Annotated in this window: 22 protein-coding genes; 12 read left to right on the top strand and 10 right to left on the bottom strand. The window is 64.7% G+C overall.

Translation table 11 applies throughout. The annotated features are described in order from the left end of the window. The first annotated feature begins 135 nt into the window (after positions 1 to 135). Both CFOUR_RS03570 and CFOUR_RS03575 read left to right on the top strand, forming a co-directional pair. Positions 136 to 1,575, top strand: a complete 1,440-nt coding sequence (locus CFOUR_RS03570; protein WP_085958408.1) for a glyceraldehyde-3-phosphate dehydrogenase — start codon at positions 136 to 138, stop codon at positions 1,573 to 1,575. A gap of 8 nt (positions 1,576 to 1,583) precedes the next feature. Further along, positions 1,584 to 2,024, top strand: a complete 441-nt coding sequence (locus CFOUR_RS03575; protein ID WP_143338997.1) for a hypothetical protein — start codon at positions 1,584 to 1,586, stop codon at positions 2,022 to 2,024. On the opposite strand, the gene CFOUR_RS03580 is transcribed toward CFOUR_RS03575, so the two are convergent. Both CFOUR_RS03580 and CFOUR_RS03585 read right to left on the bottom strand, forming a co-directional pair. Next, positions 2,002 to 3,129, bottom strand: a complete 1,128-nt coding sequence (locus CFOUR_RS03580; RefSeq protein WP_085957413.1) for a glycosyltransferase family 4 protein — start codon at positions 3,127 to 3,129, stop codon at positions 2,002 to 2,004. The two genes, CFOUR_RS03575 and CFOUR_RS03580, sit on opposite strands and share 23 nt — an antisense overlap. Positions 3,130 to 3,136: 7 nt before the next feature. Further along, complete coding sequence (locus CFOUR_RS03585) at positions 3,137 to 4,333, bottom strand: NAD-dependent epimerase/dehydratase family protein (protein ID WP_085957414.1); 1,197 nt, start codon at positions 4,331 to 4,333, stop codon at positions 3,137 to 3,139. A gap of 178 nt (positions 4,334 to 4,511) precedes the next feature. Here CFOUR_RS03585 and CFOUR_RS03590 point away from each other — a divergent pair, with 178 nt between their 5' ends. Beyond that, entirely contained in the window at positions 4,512 to 7,940 is a 3,429-nt protein-coding gene (locus CFOUR_RS03590) for a Rib/alpha-like domain-containing protein (RefSeq protein ID WP_290179992.1), read from the top strand. Between the two features lie 13 nt (positions 7,941 to 7,953). Next, positions 7,954 to 10,320, top strand: coding sequence for a zinc metalloprotease (locus CFOUR_RS03595; RefSeq protein ID WP_085957416.1), 2,367 nt, complete (start codon positions 7,954 to 7,956; stop codon positions 10,318 to 10,320). A gap of 24 nt (positions 10,321 to 10,344) precedes the next feature. On the opposite strand, the gene CFOUR_RS03600 is transcribed toward CFOUR_RS03595, so the two are convergent. Beyond that, complete coding sequence (locus CFOUR_RS03600) at positions 10,345 to 11,142, bottom strand: hypothetical protein (RefSeq protein ID WP_085957417.1); 798 nt, start codon at positions 11,140 to 11,142, stop codon at positions 10,345 to 10,347. Positions 11,143 to 11,236: 94 nt separating this feature from the next. On the opposite strand from CFOUR_RS03600, the gene CFOUR_RS03605 reads away from it, so the two are divergent. Continuing rightward, positions 11,237 to 11,647, top strand: a complete 411-nt coding sequence (locus CFOUR_RS03605) for a DUF2200 family protein (RefSeq protein WP_435383885.1) — start codon at positions 11,237 to 11,239, stop codon at positions 11,645 to 11,647. A 42-nt stretch (positions 11,648 to 11,689) separates the two neighbouring features. Here CFOUR_RS03605 and CFOUR_RS03610 read toward each other — a convergent pair whose 3' ends face one another. From CFOUR_RS03610 to CFOUR_RS03620, 3 genes are read right to left on the bottom strand one after another with little or no spacing between them, the layout of a single operon-like run. Further along, positions 11,690 to 12,277 (bottom strand): TetR family transcriptional regulator, encoded by a 588-nt coding sequence (locus tag CFOUR_RS03610; protein WP_085957418.1) that lies wholly within the window; start codon positions 12,275 to 12,277, stop codon positions 11,690 to 11,692. Beyond that, positions 12,274 to 14,637: an MMPL family transporter gene (locus tag CFOUR_RS03615; RefSeq protein WP_085957419.1), complete on the bottom strand. Its 2,364-nt coding sequence runs from the start codon at positions 14,635 to 14,637 to the stop codon at positions 12,274 to 12,276. The genes CFOUR_RS03610 and CFOUR_RS03615 overlap by 4 nt, the downstream gene beginning before the upstream one ends. Positions 14,638 to 14,677: 40 nt before the next feature. Beyond that, a complete protein-coding gene (locus CFOUR_RS03620) occupies positions 14,678 to 14,863 on the bottom strand; it encodes a hypothetical protein (protein ID WP_085957420.1) in 186 nt (61 codons plus the stop codon). Between the two features lie 121 nt (positions 14,864 to 14,984). Here CFOUR_RS03620 and CFOUR_RS03625 point away from each other — a divergent pair, with 121 nt between their 5' ends. After that, positions 14,985 to 16,490, top strand: a complete 1,506-nt coding sequence (locus CFOUR_RS03625; protein WP_230471781.1) for an SLC13 family permease — start codon at positions 14,985 to 14,987, stop codon at positions 16,488 to 16,490. On the opposite strand, the gene CFOUR_RS03630 is transcribed toward CFOUR_RS03625, so the two are convergent. After that, positions 16,491 to 16,883 (bottom strand): hypothetical protein, encoded by a 393-nt coding sequence (locus CFOUR_RS03630; protein WP_143338999.1) that lies wholly within the window; start codon positions 16,881 to 16,883, stop codon positions 16,491 to 16,493. 185 nt (positions 16,884 to 17,068) lie between these two features. Between CFOUR_RS03630 and CFOUR_RS03635 the strand changes: the two genes are divergently transcribed. The 5 genes from CFOUR_RS03635 to CFOUR_RS03655 are packed head-to-tail and all read left to right on the top strand — an operon-like array spanning position 17,069 to position 21,948. Then, positions 17,069 to 18,178 (top strand): YihY/virulence factor BrkB family protein, encoded by a 1,110-nt coding sequence (locus tag CFOUR_RS03635; protein WP_085957422.1) that lies wholly within the window; start codon positions 17,069 to 17,071, stop codon positions 18,176 to 18,178. A gap of 27 nt (positions 18,179 to 18,205) precedes the next feature. Further along, on the top strand, positions 18,206 to 19,090 hold the full coding sequence (locus CFOUR_RS03640) for an SDR family oxidoreductase (protein WP_085957423.1): 885 nt from the start codon (positions 18,206 to 18,208) through the stop codon (positions 19,088 to 19,090). Positions 19,091 to 19,139: 49 nt separating this feature from the next. Continuing rightward, the gene (locus tag CFOUR_RS03645; protein ID WP_085957424.1) at positions 19,140 to 20,405 is read left to right on the top strand and encodes an adenosylmethionine--8-amino-7-oxononanoate transaminase; all 1,266 of its coding nucleotides are present in this window, start codon (positions 19,140 to 19,142) and stop codon (positions 20,403 to 20,405) included. Then, the gene (bioD, locus tag CFOUR_RS03650) at positions 20,402 to 21,079 is read left to right on the top strand and encodes a dethiobiotin synthase (RefSeq protein WP_085957425.1); all 678 of its coding nucleotides are present in this window, start codon (positions 20,402 to 20,404) and stop codon (positions 21,077 to 21,079) included. The genes CFOUR_RS03645 and bioD overlap by 4 nt, the downstream gene beginning before the upstream one ends. Then, complete coding sequence (locus tag CFOUR_RS03655; protein ID WP_085957426.1) at positions 21,076 to 21,948, top strand: patatin-like phospholipase family protein; 873 nt, start codon at positions 21,076 to 21,078, stop codon at positions 21,946 to 21,948. The genes bioD and CFOUR_RS03655 overlap by 4 nt, the downstream gene beginning before the upstream one ends. Here the strand turns inward: CFOUR_RS03655 and CFOUR_RS03660 are convergent. Then, a complete protein-coding gene (locus CFOUR_RS03660; protein WP_085957427.1) occupies positions 21,945 to 23,576 on the bottom strand; it encodes a peptide chain release factor 3 in 1,632 nt (543 codons plus the stop codon). The genes CFOUR_RS03655 and CFOUR_RS03660 overlap by 4 nt on opposite strands. Before the next feature lie 47 nt (positions 23,577 to 23,623). Here CFOUR_RS03660 and CFOUR_RS03665 point away from each other — a divergent pair, with 47 nt between their 5' ends. Then, positions 23,624 to 24,163 carry an NADPH-dependent FMN reductase gene (locus CFOUR_RS03665; RefSeq protein ID WP_085957428.1) on the top strand — a complete coding sequence of 180 codons (540 nt, stop codon included), beginning with the start codon at positions 23,624 to 23,626 and terminating at the stop codon, positions 24,161 to 24,163. Here CFOUR_RS03665 and CFOUR_RS03670 read toward each other — a convergent pair. Both CFOUR_RS03670 and pth read right to left on the bottom strand, forming a co-directional pair. Then, positions 24,160 to 24,714: a DUF6891 domain-containing protein gene (locus CFOUR_RS03670; RefSeq protein ID WP_143339000.1), complete on the bottom strand. Its 555-nt coding sequence runs from the start codon at positions 24,712 to 24,714 to the stop codon at positions 24,160 to 24,162. The two genes, CFOUR_RS03665 and CFOUR_RS03670, sit on opposite strands and share 4 nt — an antisense overlap. A gap of 26 nt (positions 24,715 to 24,740) precedes the next feature. After that, the gene (pth, locus tag CFOUR_RS03675) at positions 24,741 to 25,319 is read right to left on the bottom strand and encodes an aminoacyl-tRNA hydrolase (protein ID WP_085957430.1); all 579 of its coding nucleotides are present in this window, start codon (positions 25,317 to 25,319) and stop codon (positions 24,741 to 24,743) included. Between the last annotated feature and the right edge of the window lie 7 nt (positions 25,320 to 25,326).

A 25,326-nucleotide genomic window follows, 5' to 3' on the forward strand; every position in this document is an offset into this window, starting at 1 on the left:
ATGAAATTAAAATGAACACACGCTAGGGGATCCTTGCCCGGCGGGTTCGCGCAGGCGCTAGAGTAAGGGGGCGATTACGGGTATGAAAATTGCCCCCGATTCCCACATGCTGAAGGAGCGACGTTGACCGAAACGATGAACCCCCGCGATGAATGGAACCACAAGCTCACCCTGGCGCAGGAGATGCTGCCGCTGATCAGCCGCCTGCACCGCGAGCACAACGCGGTGACCTCGGTCTACGGCCGCCTGCTGGTGGGCGTGACCGACATCGACATCATTAAGGCGCACCGCTACGCCCGCCGCATCGACGAAAAGGAGCTCGCCCTCGACGAGACGCTGCCGATTCTCAAGGAGCTCGTCGAGATGGACCTGGGCACCGCGTCCATCGACCTGGGCCGCCTGGCCAAGGAGTACAAGCACTCCGACGAAAAGGATCTGCGCGCCTTCCTCGACCGCGAGCTCGCCGACGTCATCGGCACCTCCTCCGAGCTGGAGGCCCGCGACGTCGTCCTCTACGGCTTCGGCCGCATCGGCCGCCTGCTCGCCCGCATCCTCATCGCCCGCGAGGCGATGTACGGCGGCGTGCGCCTGCGCGCGGTGGTCGTGCGCAAGAAGGGCGACATCGACATCATCAAGCGCGCCTCGCTGCTGCGCCGCGACTCCGTGCACGGCGCCTTCAACGGCACCATCACCGTGGACGAGGAAAAGGAGATCATCTGGGCCAACGGCACCCCGATCCAGATGATCTACGCCAACGACCCGGCCGAGATCGACTACACCGCATACGGCATCGACAACGCCATCGTGGTGGACAACACCGGTGCGTGGCGCGACCGCGATGGCCTGTCCAAGCACCTCGAGTCCAAGGGCGTCGACCGCGTCTTGCTCACCGCGCCGGGCAAGGGCGACATCCCGAACATCGTCTACGGCATCAACGAGGACATGATCGGCGACGAGCGCGTCCTGTCCGCGGCGTCGTGCACCACCAACGGCATCACCCCGGTGCTTAAGGTCATCAACGACCGATACGGCGTCAAGCACGGCCACGTGGAGACCGTCCACTCCTACACCAACGACCAGAACCTGGCGGATAACTTCCACAAGGGCAACCGCCGCGGCCGTGCGGCCGGCCTGAACATGGTGCTCACCGAGACCGGTGCCGCCAAGGCCGTGTCCAAGGCGCTTCCGGAGTTCGAGGGCAAGCTCACCGGCAACGCCATCCGCGTGCCCACCCCGGACGTGTCCATGGCTGTGCTGAACCTGGACCTGGACAAGGAAGTGGAAAAGGACGAGGTGAACAACTTCCTGCGCCGCGTGTCCACCAACTCCAACCTGCGCCAGCAGATCGACTACATCAACTCGCCCGAGGTCGTCTCCACCGACCTGCTCGGCACCACCCACGCCTCCGTGGTGGACGGTTTGGCCACCATCGCCTCTGGCAACCACCTCGTGCTCTACGTCTGGTACGACAACGAGTACGGCTACTCCCACCAGGTGGTCCGTGTTGTCGAGGACATCGCGGGCGTGCGCCCGCGCGTCTTCCCGGAGCGCAAGGAGCCGGCTGAGATCCAGTAGCCATGGTCATGCGCCGTAAGCTCGCCGCCGCAGTCAGCGTGTTCGCGCTGGCCGGCTGCGGCGCGCACGGAACCGAAATGGGGCTGCAGGATGCCGCGCTGGCCGGGGACTTCACCGTCGCGGACGTGGCGGGGCCGGGGGTGGAGCGGGCTTACGTGTTTTGCCCGTACACGGACAAAGCCGAAGCGCAGCGCCTCGGCTTCGACCCGGGCGACGTGCCCGGCATTGACGGCAACTCCAAGGCCTGGGAGACGGCCTCCGGCATCGGGGTGATAGCTGACGGCCGTGCTGAGATTGAGTGGTTCGACCCACGCAAAGTCGACGCCTGCGGGCCGGGGGTGGAGCCGTACCAGGAGATCGACCCGGCAGCGACGGTGCGCGGAACCGCCGAGACCCGCGAGTACGCGGGCGGGGAGACCGCCGAGGTCACCGTCTTGCGCTTCGGATGACCTCGTCGTAGTAGCCCAGCACTGTCTCAGTGGAGGCGCGCCACGTCCAACGCAGCGCCTCCGCGCGCGCCGCGTTGGACATGCGTGAGCGGGTGTCCGCGTCGGTGAGCAGGCACTCGATCGGCTCCGCCCAGGCAGCGTCGGGCGCAGCGGGGTCGACCAGGAATCCGGTGGTGTCGTCGACGACGAACGGCAGCCCGCCCGCGTTCGCCGCCACCACTGGCACGCCCGAGGCGAAGGCTTCGAGCGCGGCGAACCCGAGCGTTTCGGTGGTGGAGGGAAACAGCAGCGCATCGCCGCAGGCGTACGCCGCGTACAGGTCTGCACCGGACAGGTAGCCGGTAAACGTCGCCCAGGCGGGCGGGTCGGCGCGTAGCTCGTCGTAGAGTGGGCCCTCGCCGACCAGCGCCAGGCGCGCATTGGGCACGCGGCGGCGCACCTCGCGCATGATCGGGATGCAGCGCTCGACGGACTTCTCCGCGGAGATGCGGCCGACGAAGATGACGAGGGGGTCGTCCGGATGACCGTCGCTAAGCAAGCTGCGCATCTCGCGCGTGCGGGCGGCCGGGGTGAAGTGCTCGGTGTCGACCGCCTTCGGCCACAAGCGCACGTTGTCGATGCCGTACTCGGCCGCCTTGTCCATCATCGGCCCCGAGGTGACCATGTTGATGCCCGCGCGACCGTGGAAGGTGCGCAGGCCCCACTTGGCAATCGGGCTGACCCACGGAATGCCAAGTTTGTGGCAGTACTCGGGCACGTCCGTGTGGAAGGAGGCGATGACGGGATAGCGCCGTGCGACGACGAGGGTGGACCAGCCGGCCGTCCAAATCGGGTTGACCGAGTGCACGATGTCCGGGTCGAACTCGCGCAGACGGCGATACGTGTGCGGGCCGAGCATGCCGTGCTTGACCTCGGGGTAGACCTTCAAGCTTCGCGACGCAATGGGCACCACCTCGAACCCCGCGTACTCAGCAGGCGGGTTGCCGGGAGCGAAGATGAGCACCTCGTGGCCCAGCTCCGCCAGCTGGTCCAGGTGGCGGGTGATGCGGGTGACCACGCCGTCGATTTTGGGCAGGAAGACTTCCGTGAGCAGCGCGATGCGCATGTGGCGGTTACTTCTCGCCCTGGGGCACACCAGCGGACTGCGCGGCGGTCCACAGGGAGCGCGCCGGGATTTTCGAGCGGTCGGCGCGCTCGGCGTACTTCTTCGCCACCTCCTCGACCTCGACGAGCAGGCCCTCCTCTAGCTTCGTCGGCTCGAGGCCCAAATCCAGAAAGGCGTCGTTGACTACGTGCAGTTCGTTTTCCGCGGACTCCTTGCGCGGGTTGGGCACCATCTGCACCTCCGCGTCCGCGATCTTTGCGACGAGCTCCGCCAAATCCCGCACGCGGTGCGTTTCCGTCATCTGGTTAAAAATCTTCACGCGCTCGCCGCGCGCCGGCGGGTTCTCCACCGCCAGCTGGATGCAGCGGGCCATGTCGCGGATGTGGATGAACGCGCGGGTCTGCCCGCCGGTGCCGTGCACGGTCAGCGGGTAGCCGATCGCGGCCTGCATGAGGAAGCGGTTGAGTACCGTGCCGTAGTCGCCGTCGTAGTCGAAGCGGTTAATCAACCGCTCGTCGCGAAGCGTCTGCGGGGTGTGGGTGCCCCAGATGATGCCCTGGTGCAGATCCGTGATGCGCAGCTCGTCGTTCTTGGCGTAGTACGCGAACAAGTGCTGGTCCAGCACCTTCGTCATGTGGTAGACCGACCCCGGGTTGGTGGGGTAGAGGATCTGCTGCTCGACGATGCCGTTGTCGCCCGCGTCGACCTGCACATCCAGGTAGCCCTCCGGGATCTTCATGCCGGCGGTGCCGTAGCCGTACACGCCCATCGTGCCCAGGTGCACGACATGGATGTCCTGGCCGGACTCCACAATCGCGGCGAGCAGGTTGTGGGTGGCGTTGACGTTGTTGTCGACCGTGTAGCGCTTGTGGCGCGACGACTTCATCGAGTACGGCGCGGCGCGCTGCTCCGCAAAGTGGATCACCGTGTCCGGCTGGAAGTCCTTGAGGAACGCCAGGAGGGCGTCGTAGTCCTGGGCCACGTCGATGTGCGCAAAACCAATCTCCTTGCCGGAGACCTCGTGCCATGCCGCGAGGCGCTCGTCGATGGACGCAATCGGCGTCAGGGACTCCGCGTCGAGCTCCGCGTCGATGTGGCGCCGCGACAGGTTATCCACGATGGTGACGTCGTGGCCCAAGTCCGAAAGGTGCAGGGATGCAGGCCAGCCGCAAAAGCCGTCGCCGCCGAGAACCGCAATTTTCACTAATTTTCGCCTTTCATTACGCACATTTCCGCATAGGTTACCGGCCTCTGCGAGGCTGTGCTTGCCGAAAAGGATGGGACACCCCCGCCGAATTCAAATATATTTGGGCATACAACTAAGTGGTAGCGTTTCCTGTGTTTTAGCGGCGTTCGAGCGTTGAAGAAGTTGGGAGTCCTCTATGTCCCGTATGCCCGGAAGGAACCGCACGCCCGTCATGCGGATGACGGCGGCGGCCACGGTATTGGCCCTGGCGGGCGGTGCTGCGGCCGTGCCACTCGGACCCGTTGGCGGGGTCGCGCAGGCGCAGGTCGCGCCCATTCCGCAGGATGGCGTGCGCTTTGGCCAGATCCGCGACGACCGCGGAGACTGGCGTGCGGAAATCTTCTTCGACAAAACTATGGTGGTCAGCACCGTCGCCCACGATTTCGTGCCGCAGGAATCCAACACGCCCTTCGGCCAGCTCGCGCAAGAGGCGGAACTCGGCGACCCGGTCTTCGACATCATCCCGGCGTCGTCGACGTTTACTCTCGAGCACTACGAACTTGCAGGCAGAACACCGGTGTTGAAGGACACTTACGACGTCGTGGTGCGCACCAGCACCTCCACCACCCCGTCCGGCCTCAACGCGATCCGCCTCGAGTACGAGCTGCCCGACGTCACCGTCAACCAGAACGACCGACTCGCCTTGGTTGCTCCAGGCAAGGGCACTGAATACCCCAAACCCCTGCGAGGCGGAAGCTCCCGCTTTTCCATGCCGTACATCAACACCGTCTACCGCGGCCACGTGCGCGTGCACAATCCGGACTCCGACCCGGTGGGCACCCCGCGAGTCGTTGTGACGAAAGACGGCAACGTCACCGAACCGGAGCTCGCAGAGGATTACTCGTTCCTGATCGAGCTCGGCGCCACCTCAGGCACCTACACCGTCGAGGTAGTGCCGCCGGAGGGCTTTGCCACGCCGCCAGCGAAGACGGTCGACATCACCTCGGGCGCTGCGGATCGCGACTTCGACGTCTATCCGATCACCGTGAGCGGCACGCTTGTCGACGACTCCGGTACCCCCGTAACGGGCGCGAGCGTCACCGTGGCCGGCCGCCCCGCCACCTCGGGCGCGGACGGCACATTCACCGTCAACAAAGTTCCGGTCGGCACCCACGACGTAGTTGTCGGGGCAACAGCGGCGACCCTTGGCACCAAGCAGTCAGGCGTGAGCGTGCGCGACCGAAAGGACAATCAGGCAGGCACTATTACCGTGCCTGCCAAACCCCAGGTGGGTACCGTCGCTGGCCAAGTGAGGGACCCCTCCGGCAACGGTGTGGCCGGTGTGAAGGTCAGAGCTGGTGGAAAGACCGGCACAACCGGTGCGGACGGGAGATATTCAGTCGCCGACGTGCCGACGGGCCAGACCACCGTCGAAGTGCTCGCGGCACCCACCGCCTACGTCCTCCCGTCACCTGAGCAAGCGAATGTTTCGGCCGGCAAGGTCAGCGCCGTGAACTTCAAGATGGAACTAAAGCCGACGCCGAAAACAACGACACCAAGAACTTCCACGTCCACACCGAAGCCGACGCCGAAAACAACGACGCCAAGAACTTCCACGTCCACACCGAAGCCGACGCCGACGACAACGACGCCAAGAACTTCCACGTCCACACCGAAGCCGACGCCGAAAACAACGACGCCAAGAACTTCCACGACCACACCGAAGCCGACGCCGAAAACAACCACCACGACGGCGCCGCGCGTCGGAGACGTGTCCGGCTCCGTGGTAGACGCGACCGGCCAGCCGGTGCCGGGCGCCACGGTGACAGCTCACGACACCAACGGCAAGGCGTTCACCGTCGCTGTCGACGCGGACGGGCAGTTCGAGCTAACCGACCTGCCCCCGGGGCAGTACGTGGTCAGCATCGGTGTGCCTCGAGGCCTCCTCGCCCCGGAACCGGTAGAGGTGAACGTGAAAGCTGGCAAGACGGTCAGCCTTCCCACGTTCGTCGTGCACCCTGAAAAGGCCCAGTTCGCTTGGGGCCGGGTGCAGGTCGCGCCGGGCGAGACCAAGGTGACGGTCCCGACCCGCTCCGGCAACACCACCACAGAGCCAAACTTCCGCACCTCCACCGTCACGCAGGCGCGCACTGACGGCACCACTGCGGAGATCCCGGCGGAGGAAAGCTGGATTTCGGTGGAGAGGGACGGAACGGTCGTCGCTAGGCCTCCGCGCGATGCCGCGCCGGGGGAGTACCGCGTCGAGGTTGCTGATGCCGCGGGAGATGCGCACGTGATCACCGTGGAGGTCACCGAACCTGCGCCCATGAGCAGTCTGTACGCGGTGCGCTTCCCGGTCATCCCGGTGCCCGCGGGTACGTCGCGTCAGGCTGGCCGTCCCCGCGCCACCGTTAAGGAAGGCCCCTTCACCTACGCCGATCGCCGCTTGCCGGAGGGCACGCGCTTCGCCGTCGACCCGAAGCACCGCGGCTGGGTGCGCGTTGACGCTACCGGCCGGTTGACCTTCAGTCCTCCGCTGGGCACTGCCCCCGGGCCCCGGAAGGTTGCGGTGGATATGACCTTCCCGGACGGCTCCTCGCGCACGTACAACGCCGAGGTGGAGATCGGCGATCCGTTGCTGGCGAGCACCACTGCACTCGGATTCGAGGACGGTTTGTCGGTGCGCCCCGGCAAGGCAGTGACCGTGATGCGCACCGGCGCGACGGCGCTGCCGGAAGGCACCACCTTCGAAGTCGACCGCACCGAGCCGCTGGGCGGCTGGGTGGCAGTGGTGGACGAGCGCAACGGCAACCTGCGCGTCTACGCTCCGCAGCAAGGTGAGGCGGTGGAGGTGCCGGTGGTCGCCTACTTTTCCGACGGGTCATCCACCCGGTTGACCGCGGGCGTGCGCTTGTCCACGAGCTCCGCTCTCTCCGCGGCCCACAACCCCTCCTACCCGGGTGTGAAAGCCGAGCCGGGCAGCACCGCGACGGTGCCGCTGTCTGGAACGGTGCCTGAAGGAACCGCGTTTGATGTCGTCGATGGTGGGGGTCTGCGTGAGGTGGGCGTCGACAGGCACAGTGGCACCTTGGCAGTCGAGCTGCCCGCCGACGCTCAGCTGGATTCGCCCTACACCGTCACCGTGCGCGTGCGCTACGGCGACGGCAGCACCGAGGAGATCACCGCGAAGATCACCGCCGTGTCCGAGGCTGTGCGCTTCAGCCCGCGTGTAAGCGGGTCGCTCGCGGAAATCGGCGACAGCGTCGTGGTGCGCACTGGGCTGCCGTCCGGCGCAAAGCTGGTCGGTTTCAACCATGACGGCTGGAACGTGGATTACAACTCCGACACCGGAGAACTGACCGTGGCACCGAGCACCGACGTGCCCCATGGCAGCGTGATCAAGGTGCCCCTGGAAGTGCGATTCTCAGACGGATCCACGACAGTTGTGGAGTACCCGGTCACCGCCACGGGCAAGGGTGCGCCGGCGAAAACTGGCGGCTCGAGCGAAAACGGCGGCTGGATCGCAGTCGTGCTCGGGGCGCTGGCTGCGCTTGCGGGCCTCGGGTTCGCGGTATATCTCAATCAAGACGCCATCAATGCGCTGCTGAAGCAGTACGGATTCTAAGGGGAGAACGGGCATGAGAATTTCGGCGAAAGCACTCGCAGTCACCCTGTGCGCGGCGCTGGCGGCAACGGCAGTGCCGGCGCAAGCCAAGGTCGAACTTGGCGCGACGCAACCGGACGCGACAGTGGTCCGTTCCGACAAAACTCAGCCGTTTGTCAACGGCTACATCAGTCCGCGCGGGGAGGGGCGTTTCAACTACTCCCACCCGGCATCCGTAGCGGAAATTCACCATTTCAACACCTCCATGGCAGTGCGTGCCAACGGTGAGGCGGTGACGCCGGACGCGTTTGCTCAACCAAACGTGAGCACCGATGGCACTGCCGACGTGCTCACCTACACCCACCGGCAGGCAGACGTTCTCGTCACCAGGACCTACCGCATCGACGGCGGGCGTGTGGAGGCGAGCGTCACCGTGCGAAACACCGGCCGGACCGCGGGGACAGTTGGCATCGACCTGGTCAACGCGCTGCCCGCGGCCGCAGACGTCAAGGCTGACACGCAGGGCGATCACATCGTCGTGCAGCCAAAGGCCGGAGGTTACGTCACCGACGTGAGCTTCAGCGCCCCGGATGCCGTCGGCGCAGGCGCCACCGCGGCCTCCGCGCTCGCGTCAGCTGGCGACGGTGCCATGCACCAGGCCGCGCGGTGGGAGCGCACGGTGGACCCTGGGGCGTCGATAAGCGCACGCATGCGCGTGGAGATCACGACCCAAGACTCCGCGCTGGACTCCGACGGCGACGGGCTGCGCGACTCCTGGGAAGCCCACGGCATCGCGCTTGAGGACGGCACCCGCCTGCCCATCCACCGCTGGGGCGCAGACCCCGACCGCAAGGACCTGTTCCTGCAGGTCAACTGGATGGAATCCGAGTGGCAGACACTCGGCTGCAACCGCACAGAGCGCTTCGCCGCCACGCTGAAGGACTTCACCGAGTTTGCCAAGTGCGCCACCGCGAACACCAAGAGCTATGCGCCGAACCCGTCGGTGCTCAAAGAGCTGGAAGAGCTTTTTGACGCCCACGGCATCAACCTCCATATCGACGCCGGCAAAACCTACGTCTCAGAATCCATGGCCAGCATGACCGCCGCCGAACGCAACGGCGGGGAGACGGAGAAATACACCGCCGAGTACTTCGGCGGGCTCGACGACGACGGCCGCGTGCTCAAACTGGAAGAGCAAGCGCAACGACTGCTTGGCTCGCGTCGGGCAGTGTTTCGCTCCGCGCTGATCGGGACCCGCTTCGACGAAGAGGACAAAAAGGCCGTCACCGGCCTTGGCCAAGTCAACGGCTCCACCTTCTTCATCGCCGGCGACGTCACCAACAGCGATGAGTTGCTGCGCAACACCATTCTCCACGAGTTCGGCCACACGCTCGGCCTGCAGCACTGGGGCCGCGAAACGGCCGACAACACCGCAGGACGCACCGTCCGCTTCGTGGACACGAAGGACCCGAGCTTCACGTTCGACCGCCCTGGCTACGACTGGCTGGGCAAATACGAATCGGCGATGAGCTACGCCCACCAGTTTTCCGAATTCAACTTTTCCGAAACACCGCTGCGTACCTCCGAGCGAATCCCGCACAAGAACGACAGATCGCGCTACCAGCCACAGGCTGGGGACTTCGACTATGTCATCCCCGCCGACTGGGACAACCTGCTGTTTAAAACCGAATACATCGGCAAGGGCGCGCGCGACCTCGATGCCGCCTCCGACACCCCCGAAGTCACCGCCGACGAGGAGCGCGCCATCGTCGACGAACTAATCGCCGCCTCTGCCCACAACAACGACGGCAAGGTCGGCTTCAGCCTGGCGCGAAATCTGGCCAACGACAACGGCATCGTCACTCAGGCAGAGCACAACGTGATCAAGGGTGAGCTGCGCAACCTCGGCTCGAAGGACGACACGTTCGAGGTGGTCGCAGACTACGGTGTCGGCGAGTTCAAGGACAAGTACTTCGCCAAGGGCGACTCCAACTACGTCACCCCGGTCGACATCGACGTCTCCCCGGCAGTGTTCATCGACAACCCCGTCGTGCCCATCCGTGTCACCGTGTCCAACTCCGAGGGCGCGCAAGTCTTCGCTGAGACCTTCAACGTCTCCGCTCTCGAATACTCGCGCGGGGAGATGGATAAGGTACTCGACGAGGTACTGGCCTCCGACGCGGATCCGGAGCTGAAATCCTTCGCCCGCGAGCGCCTGAAGGCGGCGCCCGAGCAGGCTCCGACGGCGACGGCGAAACCGGCGCCTGCGAAGCCGTCGCAGAGCCAGCAGCCGTCGGGCAGCTCCGCCTCGCCGGTAGCGATCGTGGTCGGCGTGCTGCTCGGCCTGGTCGGGCTCGGTGCCGCGGCGTTCGGTTGGGCGCAAAGTCAGGGGCTTATCTAGCTGCTGTTTTAGCAGCCGGGCGTTCTAGCTCGCCCGCTGCGCGTAGTACCGCTGCAGGTATTCAATCGCTTGGTCGATGGCGTGGTGCGTATCCACGGCCTCCATCGACGGCAGCGCCTCGGACCGGAACTGCGGGCCGAGGTTCTTAAACGGGCTGATCGTGCGATCTTCGTGCATGGCCGCGTGGATGGATTCCAAAATGTCGTTGATCCTGCGCGCCACGATTTTCTTTTGTGCGCGGTTGAAGGTGGGCGGGGCGAACGGGCTGTCGTCGATAAGCATGTGCCCCGAAAGCTTTCCTACGCGTGGGTCGAACGCGAACACCGCGACCGGGAACGTGAAATCGGAGTTCATGTTCGGGCGGAACTCGATGCAGAACGTGGTGTAGAGCGCGTTGTCCTGCGAGTTCTGCAGCATCGCCAGCGTGGCGGTGGACATGTCCTCCGCCTGGAACGACGCGCGGCGCTTCAACGCGAACGCGGGGTCCTGCGGGTCAACGATTTTCACGGTTTTTTCGTCGAGCGCCACGAGAATGCGGCCGAGCTCGGCGACCACGTTCGCGGCGTCCTCCGGTGTGTACCACTCGGGCGCTTGCGGGCTGCCAGGCTGCAGCATCGCGAGTTCGACCTCGTGGGTGTCGATGTCGTGCACGATCACGGCGACTTTCAGGCCGGTGTCGATGACGTAGTCGGCGTCTAAGTGGCGGGCGATGTCTTCGTCAAAGTACGGATCGTCGTCTTCGATCCCGAGATCGTCCGCGAGGTCTGCCACTTCCTCGTCGTACGTGTCTAGGTAGTACAACTCGTAAGTGTCGAATCGCATGGGTCCCCCCTAGGTGTCGTGCGGCAGCCCCCTGCTGCCGCCTATCGACGACACTAAAGCCACCCAGTTTCAGCGCACAAGAGCCCACGAGTCCATGAAAATGCGCAACGGCGAGGGAACCACGATGGGGGATATGGTTGCGGGCATGGATGAACAGGCGAAGTTGGAGCGGGTCTACGCGTACCCGTTCGGCGACATTTACAACAACTACCTGGCAAAAGTGCAGCGCAAGGGACACAGTCGCGACGACCTGGACGACGTCCTTGGCTGGTTTACCGGGCTGGGCCCAACCGAGCTGGCCGCGGCTGCGGATTCGGACAAGACGCTGCGGGAGTTCTTCGACGGGATAGATCTCAACCCGAACGCGGATTTGATCACCGGCAAAGTGTGCGGCGTCCGAGTTGAGGAGGTCGAGGACGAGCTGATGCGCAAGATCCGCCAGATGGACCTCATCGTCGACGAGTTTGCCCGCGGCAAGAAGATCTCCAGCATCAAGCGCGGGTAACCCGATCGGCGCGTGCGACTCAGCGTGGTTCGTGGCTTACCGCTAGCGCACGTCGCGAAGCACCTCGAAGGCACGGCGCACGAGCGCGCGGCCGTCGGAGGCGTCCCGGGGCTCAGGGAGCGCCAGGTACTCCTTGATGGCAGTGCCGCCTGCGATGCCGTAGGCGTTGAGCAGCACTTGGGCATCGAAGCGCGTGGCACCTGGCACTCGTCCGCGCATACTGCTCACAAGCGGATCCGTCAGCTCGCGCACCTTTTCCTCAGCAGGAGGAATCCTGGCTGCGGTTTTGGCCTGCTCGCCAAGCAACACCAGCGTGGCGGCGGAGTAGAGGTCGAAGCCGTCTTCGTTCAGTGACTCAGTGATGGCGCGTTCCATCGCTTCCGCGGCGGACAGCTCGGCCGGCAGTGCAGCAAGCTGCTCCGCAATCTCGAGGAAGACTGCCCTGAGAAACTCGAGCAGAGCTTCATCAATGTCGGCGAAGTAGTTGTGGAACGTGCGAGGCGACACTCCCGCGAGCTCGGAGACCCGCGCGACAGTCAAAGCCCCGATGCCGCCTTCGAGTACAAGCCCCGCTGCAGCTTCCGAGATCGCGCGGCGAGTGGCCGCCTTTTTCTCTTCGCGAAGACTCATGGCTGCACCGGCACCGGTTGCGATTCCGGCACCTGCTCTCGGTGGAGTTTCTCACCCTCGATGTCGAGGTTGGGCAGTGCCTTGTCCAGCCAGCCCGGGAGCTTCCAGGCTCGGTCGCCGAGCAGGTACATGGTCGCAGGGATCAGCGTCATGCGGACGACGAAGGCGTCGATGAGCACGCCTGCTGCGAGCGCGAAGCCCATCGCCTTAATGAACGGCTCGTCGATGAGCATGAACGCCGCGAAGACGGAAATCATGATCAGTGCGGCGGCAGTGACCACTCGCGCGCCGTGCTTGAAACCGTTAGACACGGCATTGCCCGCCGTCTTGTTGCGGGAGACGTAGCCCTCGCGCATTCGGGTGACAAGGAAGACCTGGTAGTCCATGGCCAAGCCGAACGTCAGGCCGATCAGCATGATCGGCAGGAAGGACAGCAGCGGCTGCGGGTCCTCGATGATGCCGAGCTTTCCTTCCTGGAAGATGGCGACGGTCACGCCAAAGGTCGCCGCCATCGACAGCGCGAAACCGAGCGCTGCGATGAGCGGAACCCACAGGGAACGGAACACGAGCATCAGCACGATGAAGGCCAGTCCCAGGACGATGGCGATGTACGGGACGAGCACATTCGACAGCATCTCGGAGATGTCGTCGAAGATGGGGGTGATGCCGGTGATGCCGAACGTGGCGCCGGTTTCGCTTTCGAACGGACCCTTGAAGTCGCGCAGGCGCTCCAGCGTGGCCGTGGTGGCCTCGTCGGTGGCGCCGGAATCCGGTGTGATCAGGATCTGGGCGGCGTCCAAGTTCTCCGTCGTTCGCACAATCTGCGCGTTGACCACGCCCTCGGTGCTGGAGAAGTCCTGCAGGAGGGTCTGGTACGCGCCCATGCGGTCCTGTTCTGCCACGTTGGCGGTGTCCACGTAGGCGATCATGGGGGCGTTGCGGCCGGGGCCGAAGGCGTCGTTAGTCAGCTCGTACGCCTCGCGCTGCGGGGAGCCGAGCTTGGCCGTGCCGTCGGTGGGCATGGCGAGGCGGAGGTTGGCGGCGGGGATAGCCAAGATCCCCAGCAGCACCACGCCTGCGATGAGGTTGACCCACGGCCGTGCGCGGATCTGGCGTGCCCAGAGCAGGCCCATGGTCGGCTTTTCGTCCTCCGGGTCCGGCACTTTCGGTCCCGGGATGCGGATGGCGAACGCGCGAGTGCCCAGCAAGCCGAGCAACGAAGGCAGGAAGGTCAGCGCCACCAGGACCGCGATGAACACAGTGGCTGCGGCGGCGAGCGCCATGGTGGTCAAAAATGGGATGCGGATGATGGAGAGTGCAGCCAGCGCGATGAGCACGGTCGTGCCGGCGAACACCACGGAGCCGCCGGCGGTGCCCAGCGCCATGCCCATCGCGTTCGCGCGGGTGGTCTTGTCCATCTTCTTCAGCGCGCTTGCGAGCTCCTTCGGAGACAGGTCGTTCAAGCCGGAGGAGGAAATCAGCTCGTTGCGGAAGCGGGCGACGATGAAAAGCGAGTAGTCGATGCCCACGGCCAAGCCGATCATGGAGGCGAGCATCGGGGTCATGTCGGAGATTGAATCCGTAAACAGCGTGCCAAGCTGCACGCCGAGGATGCCGACGCCGACGCCGACGACGGCAGCGATCAGCGGCAGGCCTGCTGCGACGAGAGAGCCAAAGGTGACGAGCAGCACGAGCGCGGCGACGGCCATGCCGATCAGCTCCGAGGTGCCGTCCATTTCGCCGGCGCCCGAAAATGCGTTGCCGTTGTATTTGACGGTGAGGTCGGTGCCGTCGTAGCGGTCCAAAATGTCTTGCACCTCGGCCAGCGTTTCGGCAGGGATGTCCATCACGGTGTCCTGGTTAAACGTGATGGACACGGTGCCGGTTCGCTGGTCTGGGCTGAGCGGGGACAAAGCGGCGATGTCTGCGTCGATCTGCTCCTGGGGCATGCCTTGGGCCGTCTTCGCATCGCCCAATTGCTTGGCCATGCCGCTGGCCGCCAGAACCGGATTGACAATGCTTTCGGAGTCTCGCAGGTCGCCGGTATTTTTCAGCTCGTCGAGCATGTCGTCAACCTGCCCCATGACATCAGGGTCGGCGAGAGTTTTGCCTTCCGGCGCTTGGATGACGATGGAGGCGGAAGGGACGCTCATGGCGTCTTCGTCGGTGCCGAAGCGCTGGTTCATCTCCTCCTGGGTGACGGTGGAGTCCATGTCCGGCATGGAAAACGTCGGGCTGGGGGATTTTGCGTAGTTGGCGGCGCCGAAGCCGAGGGCGCCGAGGAGGATGAGCCAAATGGCAAGAAACGGCCACACTTTTCGGTATGACCAACTGCCGAGGCGGTAGAGGAATTCAGACATGTTGCACATCGTATGCAAGATTGCACACGGTGCGCAAAATTTAGGTGAGTACGGAGATGCCGCGGATCACGGAGTCCCACAGTCCGATCACGGAAATGCTCAGGTCACGCAGGGAGTCCTGCCAGGACTGGGGGAGGAAGTTGTTGGTGATGTCGGTCATCAGCAGGATGCGCAAGTCTTCTGCGCCGTGGTGCATGTTGTATGTCAGCTGCGAGCTCAGATTCATGCGGATGATGCTACGCCCGCTTGCCGACGCACCTCCGGTAACCGTACGTTCATCCCATTTTGCAGGCGTTATAGGTGCGACTAGCGTCAGAAGTAGTACAACCGAATCGAGGAGGCGCACCGTGACCACGGCAGTCACACCCGCAGCAAAACCAACCGAGCAACCCGTTGAAAAGGAACGCAAGACAGGCAAGGTTGTCGCGTTCATTTTGTCGTTTGCCGCACTCGCCGCAGTGCTGCTTATCCCGATTGCGGGGCTGGCCATGCCTGCGAAGATCGCTCTGGGGATGTTGGCTTTCGCGGTGATCATGTGGGTGACCGAGGCGGTGTCGTACCCGGTCAGTGCGGTGATGATCGTCGGCCTGATCGCGATCATGCTCACCTTCGCCACGGATCCTGAAACAGGCCAGACCATCGGCGCCTCGAAGGGCTTGAGCATTGCGATGAGCGGGTTCTCCTCGTCCGCTGTGGCGCTGGTCGGCGCGGCGCTCGCGCTGGCAACCGCCATGCAGGCGACGGGGCTGCACCGCAGGCTCGCACTCTACGTGCTCAAGTTTGCAGGTGAGAAGGTCTCCCACATTGTTGTCGGTGCCATTGTCATCTCCATCATCCTGGCGTTTTTCGTCCCGTCCGCGACCGCTCGCGCGGGTGCTGTTGTGCCGATCCTGATGGGCATGGTTGCCGCGTTCGGTCTGGCGAAAGAATCGAAGCTGGCTGCCCTGCTGGTGATCACCGCAACACAGGCGGTGTCCATCTGGAACGTGGGTATCAAGACCGCTGCCGCGCAAAACCTGGTGGCCGTCGGCTTCATCGAGGACCAAATGGGGCAGTCTGTCTCCTGGGGTCAGTGGTTTGTCTGGGCCGCCCCGTGGTCGGTGTTGATGTCGATTGCGCTGTACTTCATCATGCGTTGGACCGTCAAGCCGGAGGCTGAGGCCATTGAGGGCGGGCGGGAGCTCGTCGAAAAGCAGCTGGCTGAAATGGGGCCCATGACCGCCGCGGAAAAGCGGCTCACCGCAATTGCTGTCACGTTGTTGCTGTTCTGGGCGACGGAGGGCATCGTGCACCCGATCAGTTCCGCCACCATCACCATCGTGGCAGTGGGCATCATGCTCACGCCGGTCATTGGCGTGATGGATTGGAAATACGCCCAGGAGCACATCAACTGGGGCACGCTGGTCGTCTTCGCTGCCGGTATTTCGCTGGGTAAGTTCTTGCTGGACACCGGCGCAGCCACCTGGCTTTCCGAGTCCACCTTCGGTGCCATCGGCCTGGCATCCATGCCGATTTTGGCCACGATCGCGCTGGTGAGCCTGTTTAACATCCTTATCCACCTGGGCTTCGCATCCGCGACCTCGTTGGCCTCCGCGCTCATCCCGGTGTTCATCGCGCTGGCGTCGACGCTGGATGTGCCGAGCGGCGGCATCGGCTTCGTCATCATCCAGCAGTTCGTGATCTGCTTCGGCTTCCTGCTGCCGGTCTCGGCGCCGCAGAACATGCTCGCCTACGGCACGGGCGCGTTCACCTCGAAGCAGTTCCTGCGCACGGGTGTCCCGCTGACCATCGTGGGCTACATGCTCATCCTGCTGTTGTCGGCGACGTACTGGAACTGGATCGGTCTGGTCTAGTCACTGCAGAACAAGGCCCAGGTGCAGCGAGCTCAGCTCGTGCTCGCCTGGGCCTTTTGGCAAGGCGGCCAGTTCGGCGGCGGTCTCTGCGGTGACGGGGATGATCCAGCCCAGATTTGGATCGAGCACAGGCACCGCTTCTCGGTGCACGGGCACGAAAGTGACGTCTCGCTCGCCCGGGTGGTTGAGTTGCACCGCGCCGCCTGCCGCAATGCGCTCCAACGCGGATGAGGAGGTGGTCACAATCACCATCTTCTCCTCGGTCTCGGGGGACAGTTTCGCGGTGTGCACATGCAGCCTATCGACGTCCACAGGCTCAAACCGCTCCGGAAAATCCACCAGCGGTGTTGGCCCGAGGCCCAGAAGTTGACGTGCGCGGCTGAGAAGTCCCATGCCAGCCGAGTGTAAGTGGCGAGCTGAAAGGCAGCCTCATCGCCCCGAACTGGCGGCACGGGTTGGGCACACCGCAATGCATTGCAAACGAAATCTGAGGATAACCCTGCGGCCCGCGGCGAGTTGTCCACAGATTTGCGGCACCAGGGAACCGGACCGCCACCCCCGCCGATTACAGTGGCCTTATGACAGAAAAGGGCACCACGTACCGCGCTGAGCTGGTCATGCCGTACGGCACCGGCGACGTGGTGGTCTCCCCGCACGACTACGAATCGCCCTTGGGGCGGGGGAACCGGCTGACCCGCGCCGGCTGGCGTTCGGTGCTGCGCCGCATTGTCACGGACTTCTCCAACGACGCTGTGGTCGATCGGGCCGCGGCGATGACGTACTACACGATGCTTTCCGTCGCACCGATGCTGTTGGCGGCCTATTCCATCTTCAGCCTGCTCATGCCGCGCGAAGAAGACGCGCCCGATTCATTGCTCGCGGAACTGATCGAAAGCTACGTGCCGGCGGAATTGCAGGAAGACGCGCTGAATGTGCTGCTCACGATTGTCGGGACGCCGTCGCAAAGCACAATTGCGTTGGTGGTCTCGGTGGTGATCTCGCTGCTGTCGGCATCCGGGTACGTGCGGTCGTTCTCCCGCAACGCCAACCTCATGTACGGGCGAACCGAGGGACGCCCCATCGCCGTGACGTGGACGACGATGTGGCTGGTCACCCTGGTTCTCGTGGTCGGTGCGGTGGTGATCATCCTGGGCGCGCTGCTTACCGACGGCATCGTCACCGCTGTCCTCGGCCCGGTGGCGCGACCGTTGCAGCTCAACGACGAGTTGGAGTACCTCACCTCGATCTTTTTGCCGGTGTGGGACTACCTGCGCGGGCCTGTGATCGCGGTGGTCGCAGTGGCGCTCGTCAGCGTGCTGTACCACTTCACGCCGAATGTACGGCCGGGAAGGTTCCGCGTGCTCACGTTAGGCTCGGCGCTTGCGCTCGCGGTGGTCAGCGGACTGTGGGTCGGCTTTGGCTGGTACGTGCGCATTGTGGGGGTGCGCACCACCTACGGGGCGTTCGGGACGGTGCTGGCGGTGCTGGTACTGGTCTGGACAATGAATGTGGTGCTGCTGATGGGGGTGAAAATCGACGCGGAGATGCTGCGGGCTAAAGAACTGCAGGCGGGCATGGATTCACGTCGCTGTATTCAGGCCCCGCCCCGCTCGTCGGACGGTGCAGCGTGGCGCCTGCAGCTGCGCCGCTGGAACGACCGCGCCGCCGAAGAAATTCTAAACGGCTGATTACAACTGTTCCGCTAGTGTGTCGCCATGGCACTCATTGATCCCCGCACGAAATACCAGTCCGAATTTCCCTCCGAGCCGCGCCAGGATAATCCCGGCCTGGACACGGAGATGACCACCGAGCCGGATCTTGGTCAGGATTCCTACGTCGGCTCCGGCAAGCTTGAGGGACGTCGCGCCCTTATTACCGGAGGCGATTCCGGCATCGGCGCAGCGACCGCCATCGCCTTTGCCCGCGAGGGCGCAGACGTCGCTATTGCCTACCTGCCGGCGGAGCAGAAGGACGCGGACCGCATTGTGAAGCTCATTGAGGACGCCGGGCGAAACGCCGTTGCCATCCCGGGCGATCTGCGGGAGCGTGAAAACTGCGTCGCGGCAGTGCAGAAAACCGTCGACGGCCTCGGTGGCATTGACATTTTGGTCAACAACGCTTCGCGGCAGGTGTGGAACGACGGCCTGCTGAACATCTCCGATGAGGACTTCGACGCCACGATGAAGACCAACATCTACTCCGCGTTCCGCGTGACCAAAGAGGCGGTCAAGCACATGGAACCAGGGTCTTCCATCATCTTCTCCACGTCTGTCCAGGCCTACAGCCCGTCCAAAGAACTGCTGGATTACGCCATGACCAAGGCCGCCTTCAACAACCTTGCCAAGGGCCTTTCCCGCGAACTGCTGCCGTCTCAGGGCATTCGTGTCAACGCTGTCGCGCCGGGCCCGATCTGGACAGTGATCCAGCCAGCGGAGGGCCAGCCCAAAGAGGTGGTGGACAACTTCGCGCAGGATTCCGACATCGGCCGCCCGGGCCAGCCAGCGGAGCTCGCCGGCGCGTACGTGTTCCTCGCTTCCGAGGCCGCGTCCTACATCTCGGGCGAGACTCTCGCGGTGACTGGAGGTGCACTCACCCCGTAAGCTTGAACACCGTTCAAAAGGTGGCGTGAGCTGCTAACGTCCATAAACTATGGACCAACGCGAGATCGCCGCAATCGACGCCGCCCACATCTGGCACCCGTACGCGGAACCCGGCCAGTTCACGTACCCCGTCGCTAGCGCTTCTGGGCCGCGCATCACGCTTCACGACGGGCGCGTGCTGATCGATGCCATGTCATCCTGGTGGGCGGCCATCCACGGGCACTCCAACCCTCGGTTGGTCGCGGCCGCTGAAACACAGATCGCCACAATGAGCCACGTCATGTTCGGCGGGCTCACCCACGAGCCCGCGGCACAGCTCACGCAACGCCTCCTCGATCTCACCGGCGGGGCGTTTTCCCAGGTGTTCTACTCCGACTCCGGATCAGTGTCGGTGGAGGTGGCGATGAAGATGGCGCTGCAGTACGCCATCGGCCAAGGCCACCCTGAGCGCACCACGTTTTTGACCTGGCGTTCCGGGTACCACGGCGACACATTCGCCACCATGAGCGTGTGCGACCCTGACGGCGGCATGCACGCCATGTGGGGCGACGCTCTCAAACCGCAGGTGTTTGCGCCAGCCCCGCCGATCCGCGGCGCGTCGGAGAGCGAGCGGGCCGCCTACCTCGAGCAATTCGCCCGCCTGATCACCCCCGACATCGCCGGCGTGATTGTCGAACCGGTTGTCCAAGGCGCGGGCGGAATGCGCTTTCACGACGCCGAGCTACTTTCCGGCCTTCGCACGCTTTGCGACGCCTCCGGTATCCCCCTCATCGCCGACGAAATCGCCACCGGATTTGGCCGCACCGGCCAGTTGTTCACCACCCTCGACAACAGCGTCGTACCGGACATCATGTGCGTGGGCAAGGCGATGACCGGCGGGTTCATGACGCTGGCGGCGACTTTGGCCACCGAGAAGATCGCCTCCGGGATGCAGCCACGAGCGCTCATGCACGGGCCGACGTTCATGGCGAACCCGCTGGCCTGCGCCGTCGCTGCAGAGTCTGTCGCGATGGTGGCGGAGGGAGACTGGCGTGACCAAGTCGCCCGGATTGAAACGGAACTCGAGCGCGGCCTATCCCCGCTGGCGGATCTACCGGGCGTAGCCGATGTGCGCGTGCTCGGCGCCATCGGAGTGGTGGAGATGGAAGCTGACGTGCCGATGCGTGAAGCCACCGAGGCCGCCATGGCCGAAGGCGTGTGGATCCGCCCATTCGGCCGGTTGATCTACACCATGCCGCCCTACATCTGCTCGGATGAGGACACCGCCCAGATCTGCCGGGGCATTGCGGCAGCAGTCAAGGAGGCCACGAAATGATCATCGCCATAACCGGCACCAACACCGACGTGGGCAAGACGGTGGCCACCGCTGCCATCGCCGCCGTGCTCAAGCGGCGCGGCTTCGACGTGGTGGCCGCCAAGCCGATTCAGACGGGGGAGGCGCCGGGGCAGGGGGATGCGTCAGCCGTCGAGAAGCTTGCTGGCATCGAGACGTTCGAGCGGTGGCGCTACCCGGAACCCCTCGCACCGAACCTCGCCGCGCGGCGGGCCGGGATCCAGATGCCGAGCCTGGACGAAGTCACCGAGTGGATCCGCAGCCTCGACGCCCCCGAGCGCGTGGTGCTGGTGGAAGGCGCCGGCGGGCTTTTGGTGCGGCTGGCGGACGACTACACAGTCGCCGACATCGCGAGCGCTCTCGGTGCGCCACTGGTGGTGGTTACCTCGCTGGGGTTGGGCAGCCTGAACCTTGCCGAGCTCACCTGCGAGCAAGCCCGCGCGAGGGGCCTGGACGTGCTCGGGATCATCGGCGGCGCCATGCCTGAGGTCCCCGACCTGCCCACCCGCTTAAACGTCGAGGAGCTGCCCGAGGTCACCGGCGCCGAGTACTGGGGGCACATGCCCGAGGGCTGCGGGAGCCTCGACGCGGCCGATTTTGCGGAGGTCGCCTGGAACGCGATTGGAGAGGCTGTGCGCGTAGGCTCGCACGCATGATTGACGCCCGCGACACCGCCCTCATCTTCGAAGGCGGAGGTACCCGCAACTCCTACACCGCCCCCGTGGTGGAAAAGCTCATCGCGGAAGAGGTCCAGTTCGGCTGGGTCGGCGGCATTTCCGCAGGTTCTGTCCACGCGCTTAACTTCGCCTCCCGCGACACGTGGCGCTCTGAGAACGCGTTCACGGAGTTCGTGGGCAACCCCAAGTTCGGCGGCTGGCGCTCTGTGGTGCGTGGAAAGGGCCTGATCAACGGCGAGTGGGCCTACGAACAATCCGAGGATGTTCTGCCGTTCGACTTCGACGCGTTTGCCCGGACCACCGAGGAGGTCCACGTCGAGGCGGTGCGCGCCGACACGGGGGAGACGGTGGCGTTCAACCGCGACGACCTGCGCACCTTGGAGGACGTCGCCCTTGCAGCCCGAACGTCGTCGACGCTGCCAATCCTGATGAAAATGCGCGAAATCGACGGCGTGCCCTACGTCGACGGCGCGCTGGGAACCTCGGGCGGTTTGCTCATCGACGCCGCCCGCGCCGCAGGCTACACCCGTTTCCTCGCGGTGCTCACCCGACCGCGCGACTACGTCAAGGGGCCGCAGAAACGCGAGCGCGCCGTGCGCCGCATCCTGCGCAATACGCCCAAGGTCGCCGACGCGATGGTTGCCCGGCCGGGCATTTATAACGCCGCGAAACAGTCGCTTATCGAAGAAGCCGACGCCGGCAACGCCTACATCTTCTTTCCCGACGCGATGGGAGTGGAGTCCACCGAGCTCAACGCGGAGAAACTGTGGGCGAACTACGCGGCCGGCCAGGCGCAGGTGGAGCGCGACTGGCCCGCGATGCACGAGTTCCTCACCGCGAAGCGCTAGTCCGCGATCATCGGCTCGATGGTCAGCTCCGGGTGCTCCTTCTCCACGAAGGCGAGCTTCCACTTGTCTCCGAACAGTGCGATGAGTTCGCCGTCGGTGCGGGTGAAGATCTCCACGCCGCGCTGCCGGCCCAGCTCCGGGGCGGAATCGGCATCGGTGCGCCGCGCCACGGAGTAAGGGATTGGCTCGGTGACGGTCTCCACGTTGTACTCGTTTTCCATGCGGGCTTGCATGACCTCGAACTGCATCGGGCCAACCGCGGCCATCACCGGGGCGGCGTCGCCGCGCAGGTCGTTGCGCAGAATCTGCACGACGCCTTCGGCATCGAGCTGGTCGAGCGCCTTGCGGAACTGCTTGTACTTGCCCAGCGACTTCGCGCGCAGCGTACGGAAGTGCTCGGGCGCGAACTGCGGCATGGGCGGGAACTGGACCTTCTTGCCGGCGTAGATCGTGTCGCCGGGCGCGAGCGAACCTGCGTTGACCAGGCCGATGATGTCGCCCGGGTAAGCCGTCTCCACCGTGTCGCGGGTGCGGCCGAACACTGTCAGAGCGTACTTCGTGGAGAAGGAACGGCCGGACTGGGCGTGCGTGACCTGCATGCCGCGGTCGAACTCGCCGGAGACCACGCGCATGAACGCGAGGGTGTCCCGGTGATTTTTGTCCATGCCCGCCTGCACCTTGAACACGACGCCGGAAAAGTCGTCGCCCACCTCGCGCTTTTCATCCATTGCGGTGGTGGACGCCTCGATCGCCTTCGGATCGGACTCGCGGCCCTCAGGCGCCGGAGCGATCGCGCACAGGGTGTCCAGAATTTGGTGCACGCCGAAGTTCAGCATCGCGGAGGCGAAGATGATGGGGGAGGTGATGCACTGCTCGAACAACTGCTGGTCGTGCACCGCTCCATCTTCGAGCAGCAGGGAAGCTTCTTCGATGGCGGTGTCCCACACGTCGCCCTCTTTCACCGCGGCCTCGTCCACGCTGTAGTGCTCTTCCGGCGCGATGGTGGAACCGCCGGCGGTGCGGGTGAAGTGGACGTAGCCGTCAACCTCTCCGTCGCGGGAGACGTGCGCCAGGCCGCGGAAGTCGCCCGCTTCGCCCACCGGCCAGTACAGCGGGGTGGGCTGCAGGTCGATTTCGGAGACGATCTCGTCGACAAGCTCGAGCGGCTCGCGGCCCACGCGGTCCCACTTGTTAATCACCGTGACGATGGGCAAGCCTCGGGCCTTGCACACGCGGAACAGCTTCAGGGTTTGCGGCTCCAAGCCTTTCGCAGCGTCGATAAGCATGACCGCGGCATCGACGGCGGACAGCACGCGGTAGGTGTCCTCGGAGAAGTCCGCGTGGCCCGGCGTGTCCACCAGGTTGACCACATAGGGCTCGCCTGTGTGCTCGTCGGGGGCGTACTCGAACTGCAGCGCCGAGGACGCGACGGAAATACCGCGGTCCTTTTCCATCTCCATCCAGTCCGACACGGTGGACTTGCGGTTGCCCTTGCCGTGCACCGCTCCGGCCTCCGAAATCACGTGCGCGTGCAGCGCAAGCGCCTCCGTGATCGTCGATTTACCGGCGTCCGGGTGGGCGATGACGGCGAATGTGCGGCGGCGCGCGGCCTCGGAAACGGTACTCATAAGCAGCTAGCTTATCGACGCACCTTCGGCCAAGTACAGTCGTGCCCATGACAACAATCGGAGTGTTTCTTGGATCTGTACGCTCTGGCCGCATCGGCGAGCATATCGGCGCCTGGGTGATGGACGCCGCCGCCGAGCGCGACGCCGAGTACCGCCTGCTCGACTTGGCCGATTTCGACGTGCCGCACATGGTTGCGGAGGTCGTGCCTGGTGCGGCGAACAAGCAGTACGACGACCCGGTGGTAACCCGCTGGTCTAAGGCGGTGGACGCCTGCGACGGGTTCGTCTTTGTCACGCCCGAGTACAACCACTCGGTGCCGGGCACGATGAAAAACGCCTTTGACTCGCTGTTCGGCGAATGGTCAGGCAAGCCGGTGGCGTTCGTCGGCTACGGCGCGGACGGCGGCGTGCGCGCGGTGGAGCATTGGCGCCAGATCGTGGCGAACCTGTCCATGCGCGGCATCCGCAACCAGGTGGCGCTGCACATCTTCGGCGAGGACGTCGAAGACGGCGAACTCGCCCCGCGCGAGCAAAAGCAGGCGGCGCTCACGCGCGCGCTGGATGACCTGGAGGCCGAGCTGGGCTAGTCCGCCAGCGGGAGCTCGAACTTCAGGCCCTCGCATGTGATGCGGCCGGTCTGTTTGCCGTTCCACTCAGGCGTGAAGCCGACCTCCTCGAGTGCCTCGACGACCGCCTGGCCGATTTCGGCGTCGGACTCGTCGCCGGGATTGTCCAGGGAACTGAAGCCGAAATAGATCAGCCCGGTGTGGATCACGCAGTCCACGTCCTGCATGGTGCAGTAGGCGTAGCCCTTGCGGCCTTCTTCGCGGGCGAGGTCGGCGCCGTCTTCGGCGGCCTCGCCCTTGTCGTAGCCCTCGTCGAAGGAGAAGGCGAGATCGCGCTTCGCCAGCGCCCCGCGCAGCGCGTCGATGCGTTTGGCGTCCTCGGACGCTTCGGGGACGAGGCGGGCGTATTCGTCCCGGACCTCCTCGAAGACGGACACGGGGATGTCATCGTCCTCGAGTCCGCTGATGATCATGGCTGAGCCCCAGCCGTGGCAAAGCTGGAGGGAGATTTCGCTGGTGGTTTCGTCGGGTTCGTAAAGGCCCTCTGCGGGCGGGTATTTACTGTTGAGCATGGCGTGGTGTGTCATACCCCCACAACCTACCGTGTCGCATGGATCACATTCTGAGCTTTTGCTAGTCCTTCGCTGGTAATCAACTGCACGGCTTGCGCGGCGAGGGCGACCTGGTCAGCGACGTCGACCTCGATTGGGGAGAGCACCCAGTCCGGCACCGTCGTACCCGCCGGCGGCCGCCCGATGCCCATGCGCACGCGCAGGTAGTCGCGTGTGCCCAGGTGCTCGGTGATCGACTTCAGCCCGTTGTGGCCGTTTTCGTTGCCGCCGAGTTTCACGCGCACTTTCCCGGCGGGTAGGTCCAGCTCGTCGTGCATCACGATCACGTGCTCCGGTGCCACCCCCAGCGCCGCCGCCAGCGGGCCGACTGCCTCGCCGGTTGTGTTCATATAAGTCGTCGACCTCGCGTACGCCACCCCGTTTCGCACCTGTACCAGCGCCTTGATCCCGGGTACCGGCTGTAAGTCGCCCGCCAGCTCATCGAGCGCCATGTAGCCCACATTGTGGCGCGTTGCGGCATACTCCGCGCCTGGGTTGCCCAGCCCCACCACCAGCCACTCCGCTTCAAGGTCGGGGGTGCGTTTGCGCCTGAAGAATCCGAACATGCGCCAT

This window comes from Corynebacterium fournieri (genome assembly GCF_030408775.1).
GTDB lineage: Bacteria > Actinomycetota > Actinomycetes > Mycobacteriales > Mycobacteriaceae > Corynebacterium > Corynebacterium fournieri.

What these genes read in the sequence shown, in the direction of transcription:
- CFOUR_RS03570 (WP_085958408.1), top strand. Translation starts at nt 136, where the DNA reads ATGAACCCCCGCGATGAATGGAACCACAAGCTCACCCTGGCGCAGGAG.
- CFOUR_RS03575 (WP_143338997.1), top strand. Translation starts at nt 1,584, where the DNA reads ATGCGCCGTAAGCTCGCCGCCGCAGTCAGCGTGTTCGCGCTGGCCGGC.
- CFOUR_RS03580 (WP_085957413.1), bottom strand. Translation starts at nt 3,129, where the DNA reads ATGCGCATCGCGCTGCTCACGGAAGTCTTCCTGCCCAAAATCGACGGC.
- CFOUR_RS03590 (WP_290179992.1), top strand. Translation starts at nt 4,512, where the DNA reads ATGTCCCGTATGCCCGGAAGGAACCGCACGCCCGTCATGCGGATGACG.
- CFOUR_RS03595 (WP_085957416.1), top strand. Translation starts at nt 7,954, where the DNA reads ATGAGAATTTCGGCGAAAGCACTCGCAGTCACCCTGTGCGCGGCGCTG.
- CFOUR_RS03600 (WP_085957417.1), bottom strand. Translation starts at nt 11,142, where the DNA reads ATGCGATTCGACACTTACGAGTTGTACTACCTAGACACGTACGACGAG.
- CFOUR_RS03605 (WP_435383885.1), top strand. Translation starts at nt 11,237, where the DNA reads ATGAAAATGCGCAACGGCGAGGGAACCACGATGGGGGATATGGTTGCG.
- CFOUR_RS03610 (WP_085957418.1), bottom strand. Translation starts at nt 12,277, where the DNA reads ATGAGTCTTCGCGAAGAGAAAAAGGCGGCCACTCGCCGCGCGATCTCG.
- CFOUR_RS03615 (WP_085957419.1), bottom strand. Translation starts at nt 14,637, where the DNA reads ATGTCTGAATTCCTCTACCGCCTCGGCAGTTGGTCATACCGAAAAGTG.
- CFOUR_RS03620 (WP_085957420.1), bottom strand. Translation starts at nt 14,863, where the DNA reads ATGAATCTGAGCTCGCAGCTGACATACAACATGCACCACGGCGCAGAA.
- CFOUR_RS03630 (WP_143338999.1), bottom strand. Translation starts at nt 16,883, where the DNA reads ATGGGACTTCTCAGCCGCGCACGTCAACTTCTGGGCCTCGGGCCAACA.
- CFOUR_RS03635 (WP_085957422.1), top strand. Translation starts at nt 17,069, where the DNA reads ATGACAGAAAAGGGCACCACGTACCGCGCTGAGCTGGTCATGCCGTAC.
- CFOUR_RS03640 (WP_085957423.1), top strand. Translation starts at nt 18,206, where the DNA reads ATGGCACTCATTGATCCCCGCACGAAATACCAGTCCGAATTTCCCTCC.
- CFOUR_RS03645 (WP_085957424.1), top strand. Translation starts at nt 19,140, where the DNA reads ATGGACCAACGCGAGATCGCCGCAATCGACGCCGCCCACATCTGGCAC.
- bioD (WP_085957425.1), top strand. Translation starts at nt 20,402, where the DNA reads ATGATCATCGCCATAACCGGCACCAACACCGACGTGGGCAAGACGGTG.
- CFOUR_RS03655 (WP_085957426.1), top strand. Translation starts at nt 21,076, where the DNA reads ATGATTGACGCCCGCGACACCGCCCTCATCTTCGAAGGCGGAGGTACC.
- CFOUR_RS03660 (WP_085957427.1), bottom strand. Translation starts at nt 23,576, where the DNA reads ATGAGTACCGTTTCCGAGGCCGCGCGCCGCCGCACATTCGCCGTCATC.
- CFOUR_RS03665 (WP_085957428.1), top strand. Translation starts at nt 23,624, where the DNA reads ATGACAACAATCGGAGTGTTTCTTGGATCTGTACGCTCTGGCCGCATC.
- CFOUR_RS03670 (WP_143339000.1), bottom strand. Translation starts at nt 24,714, where the DNA reads ATGCTCAACAGTAAATACCCGCCCGCAGAGGGCCTTTACGAACCCGAC.
- pth (WP_085957430.1), bottom strand. Translation starts at nt 25,319, where the DNA reads ATGTTCGGATTCTTCAGGCGCAAACGCACCCCCGACCTTGAAGCGGAG.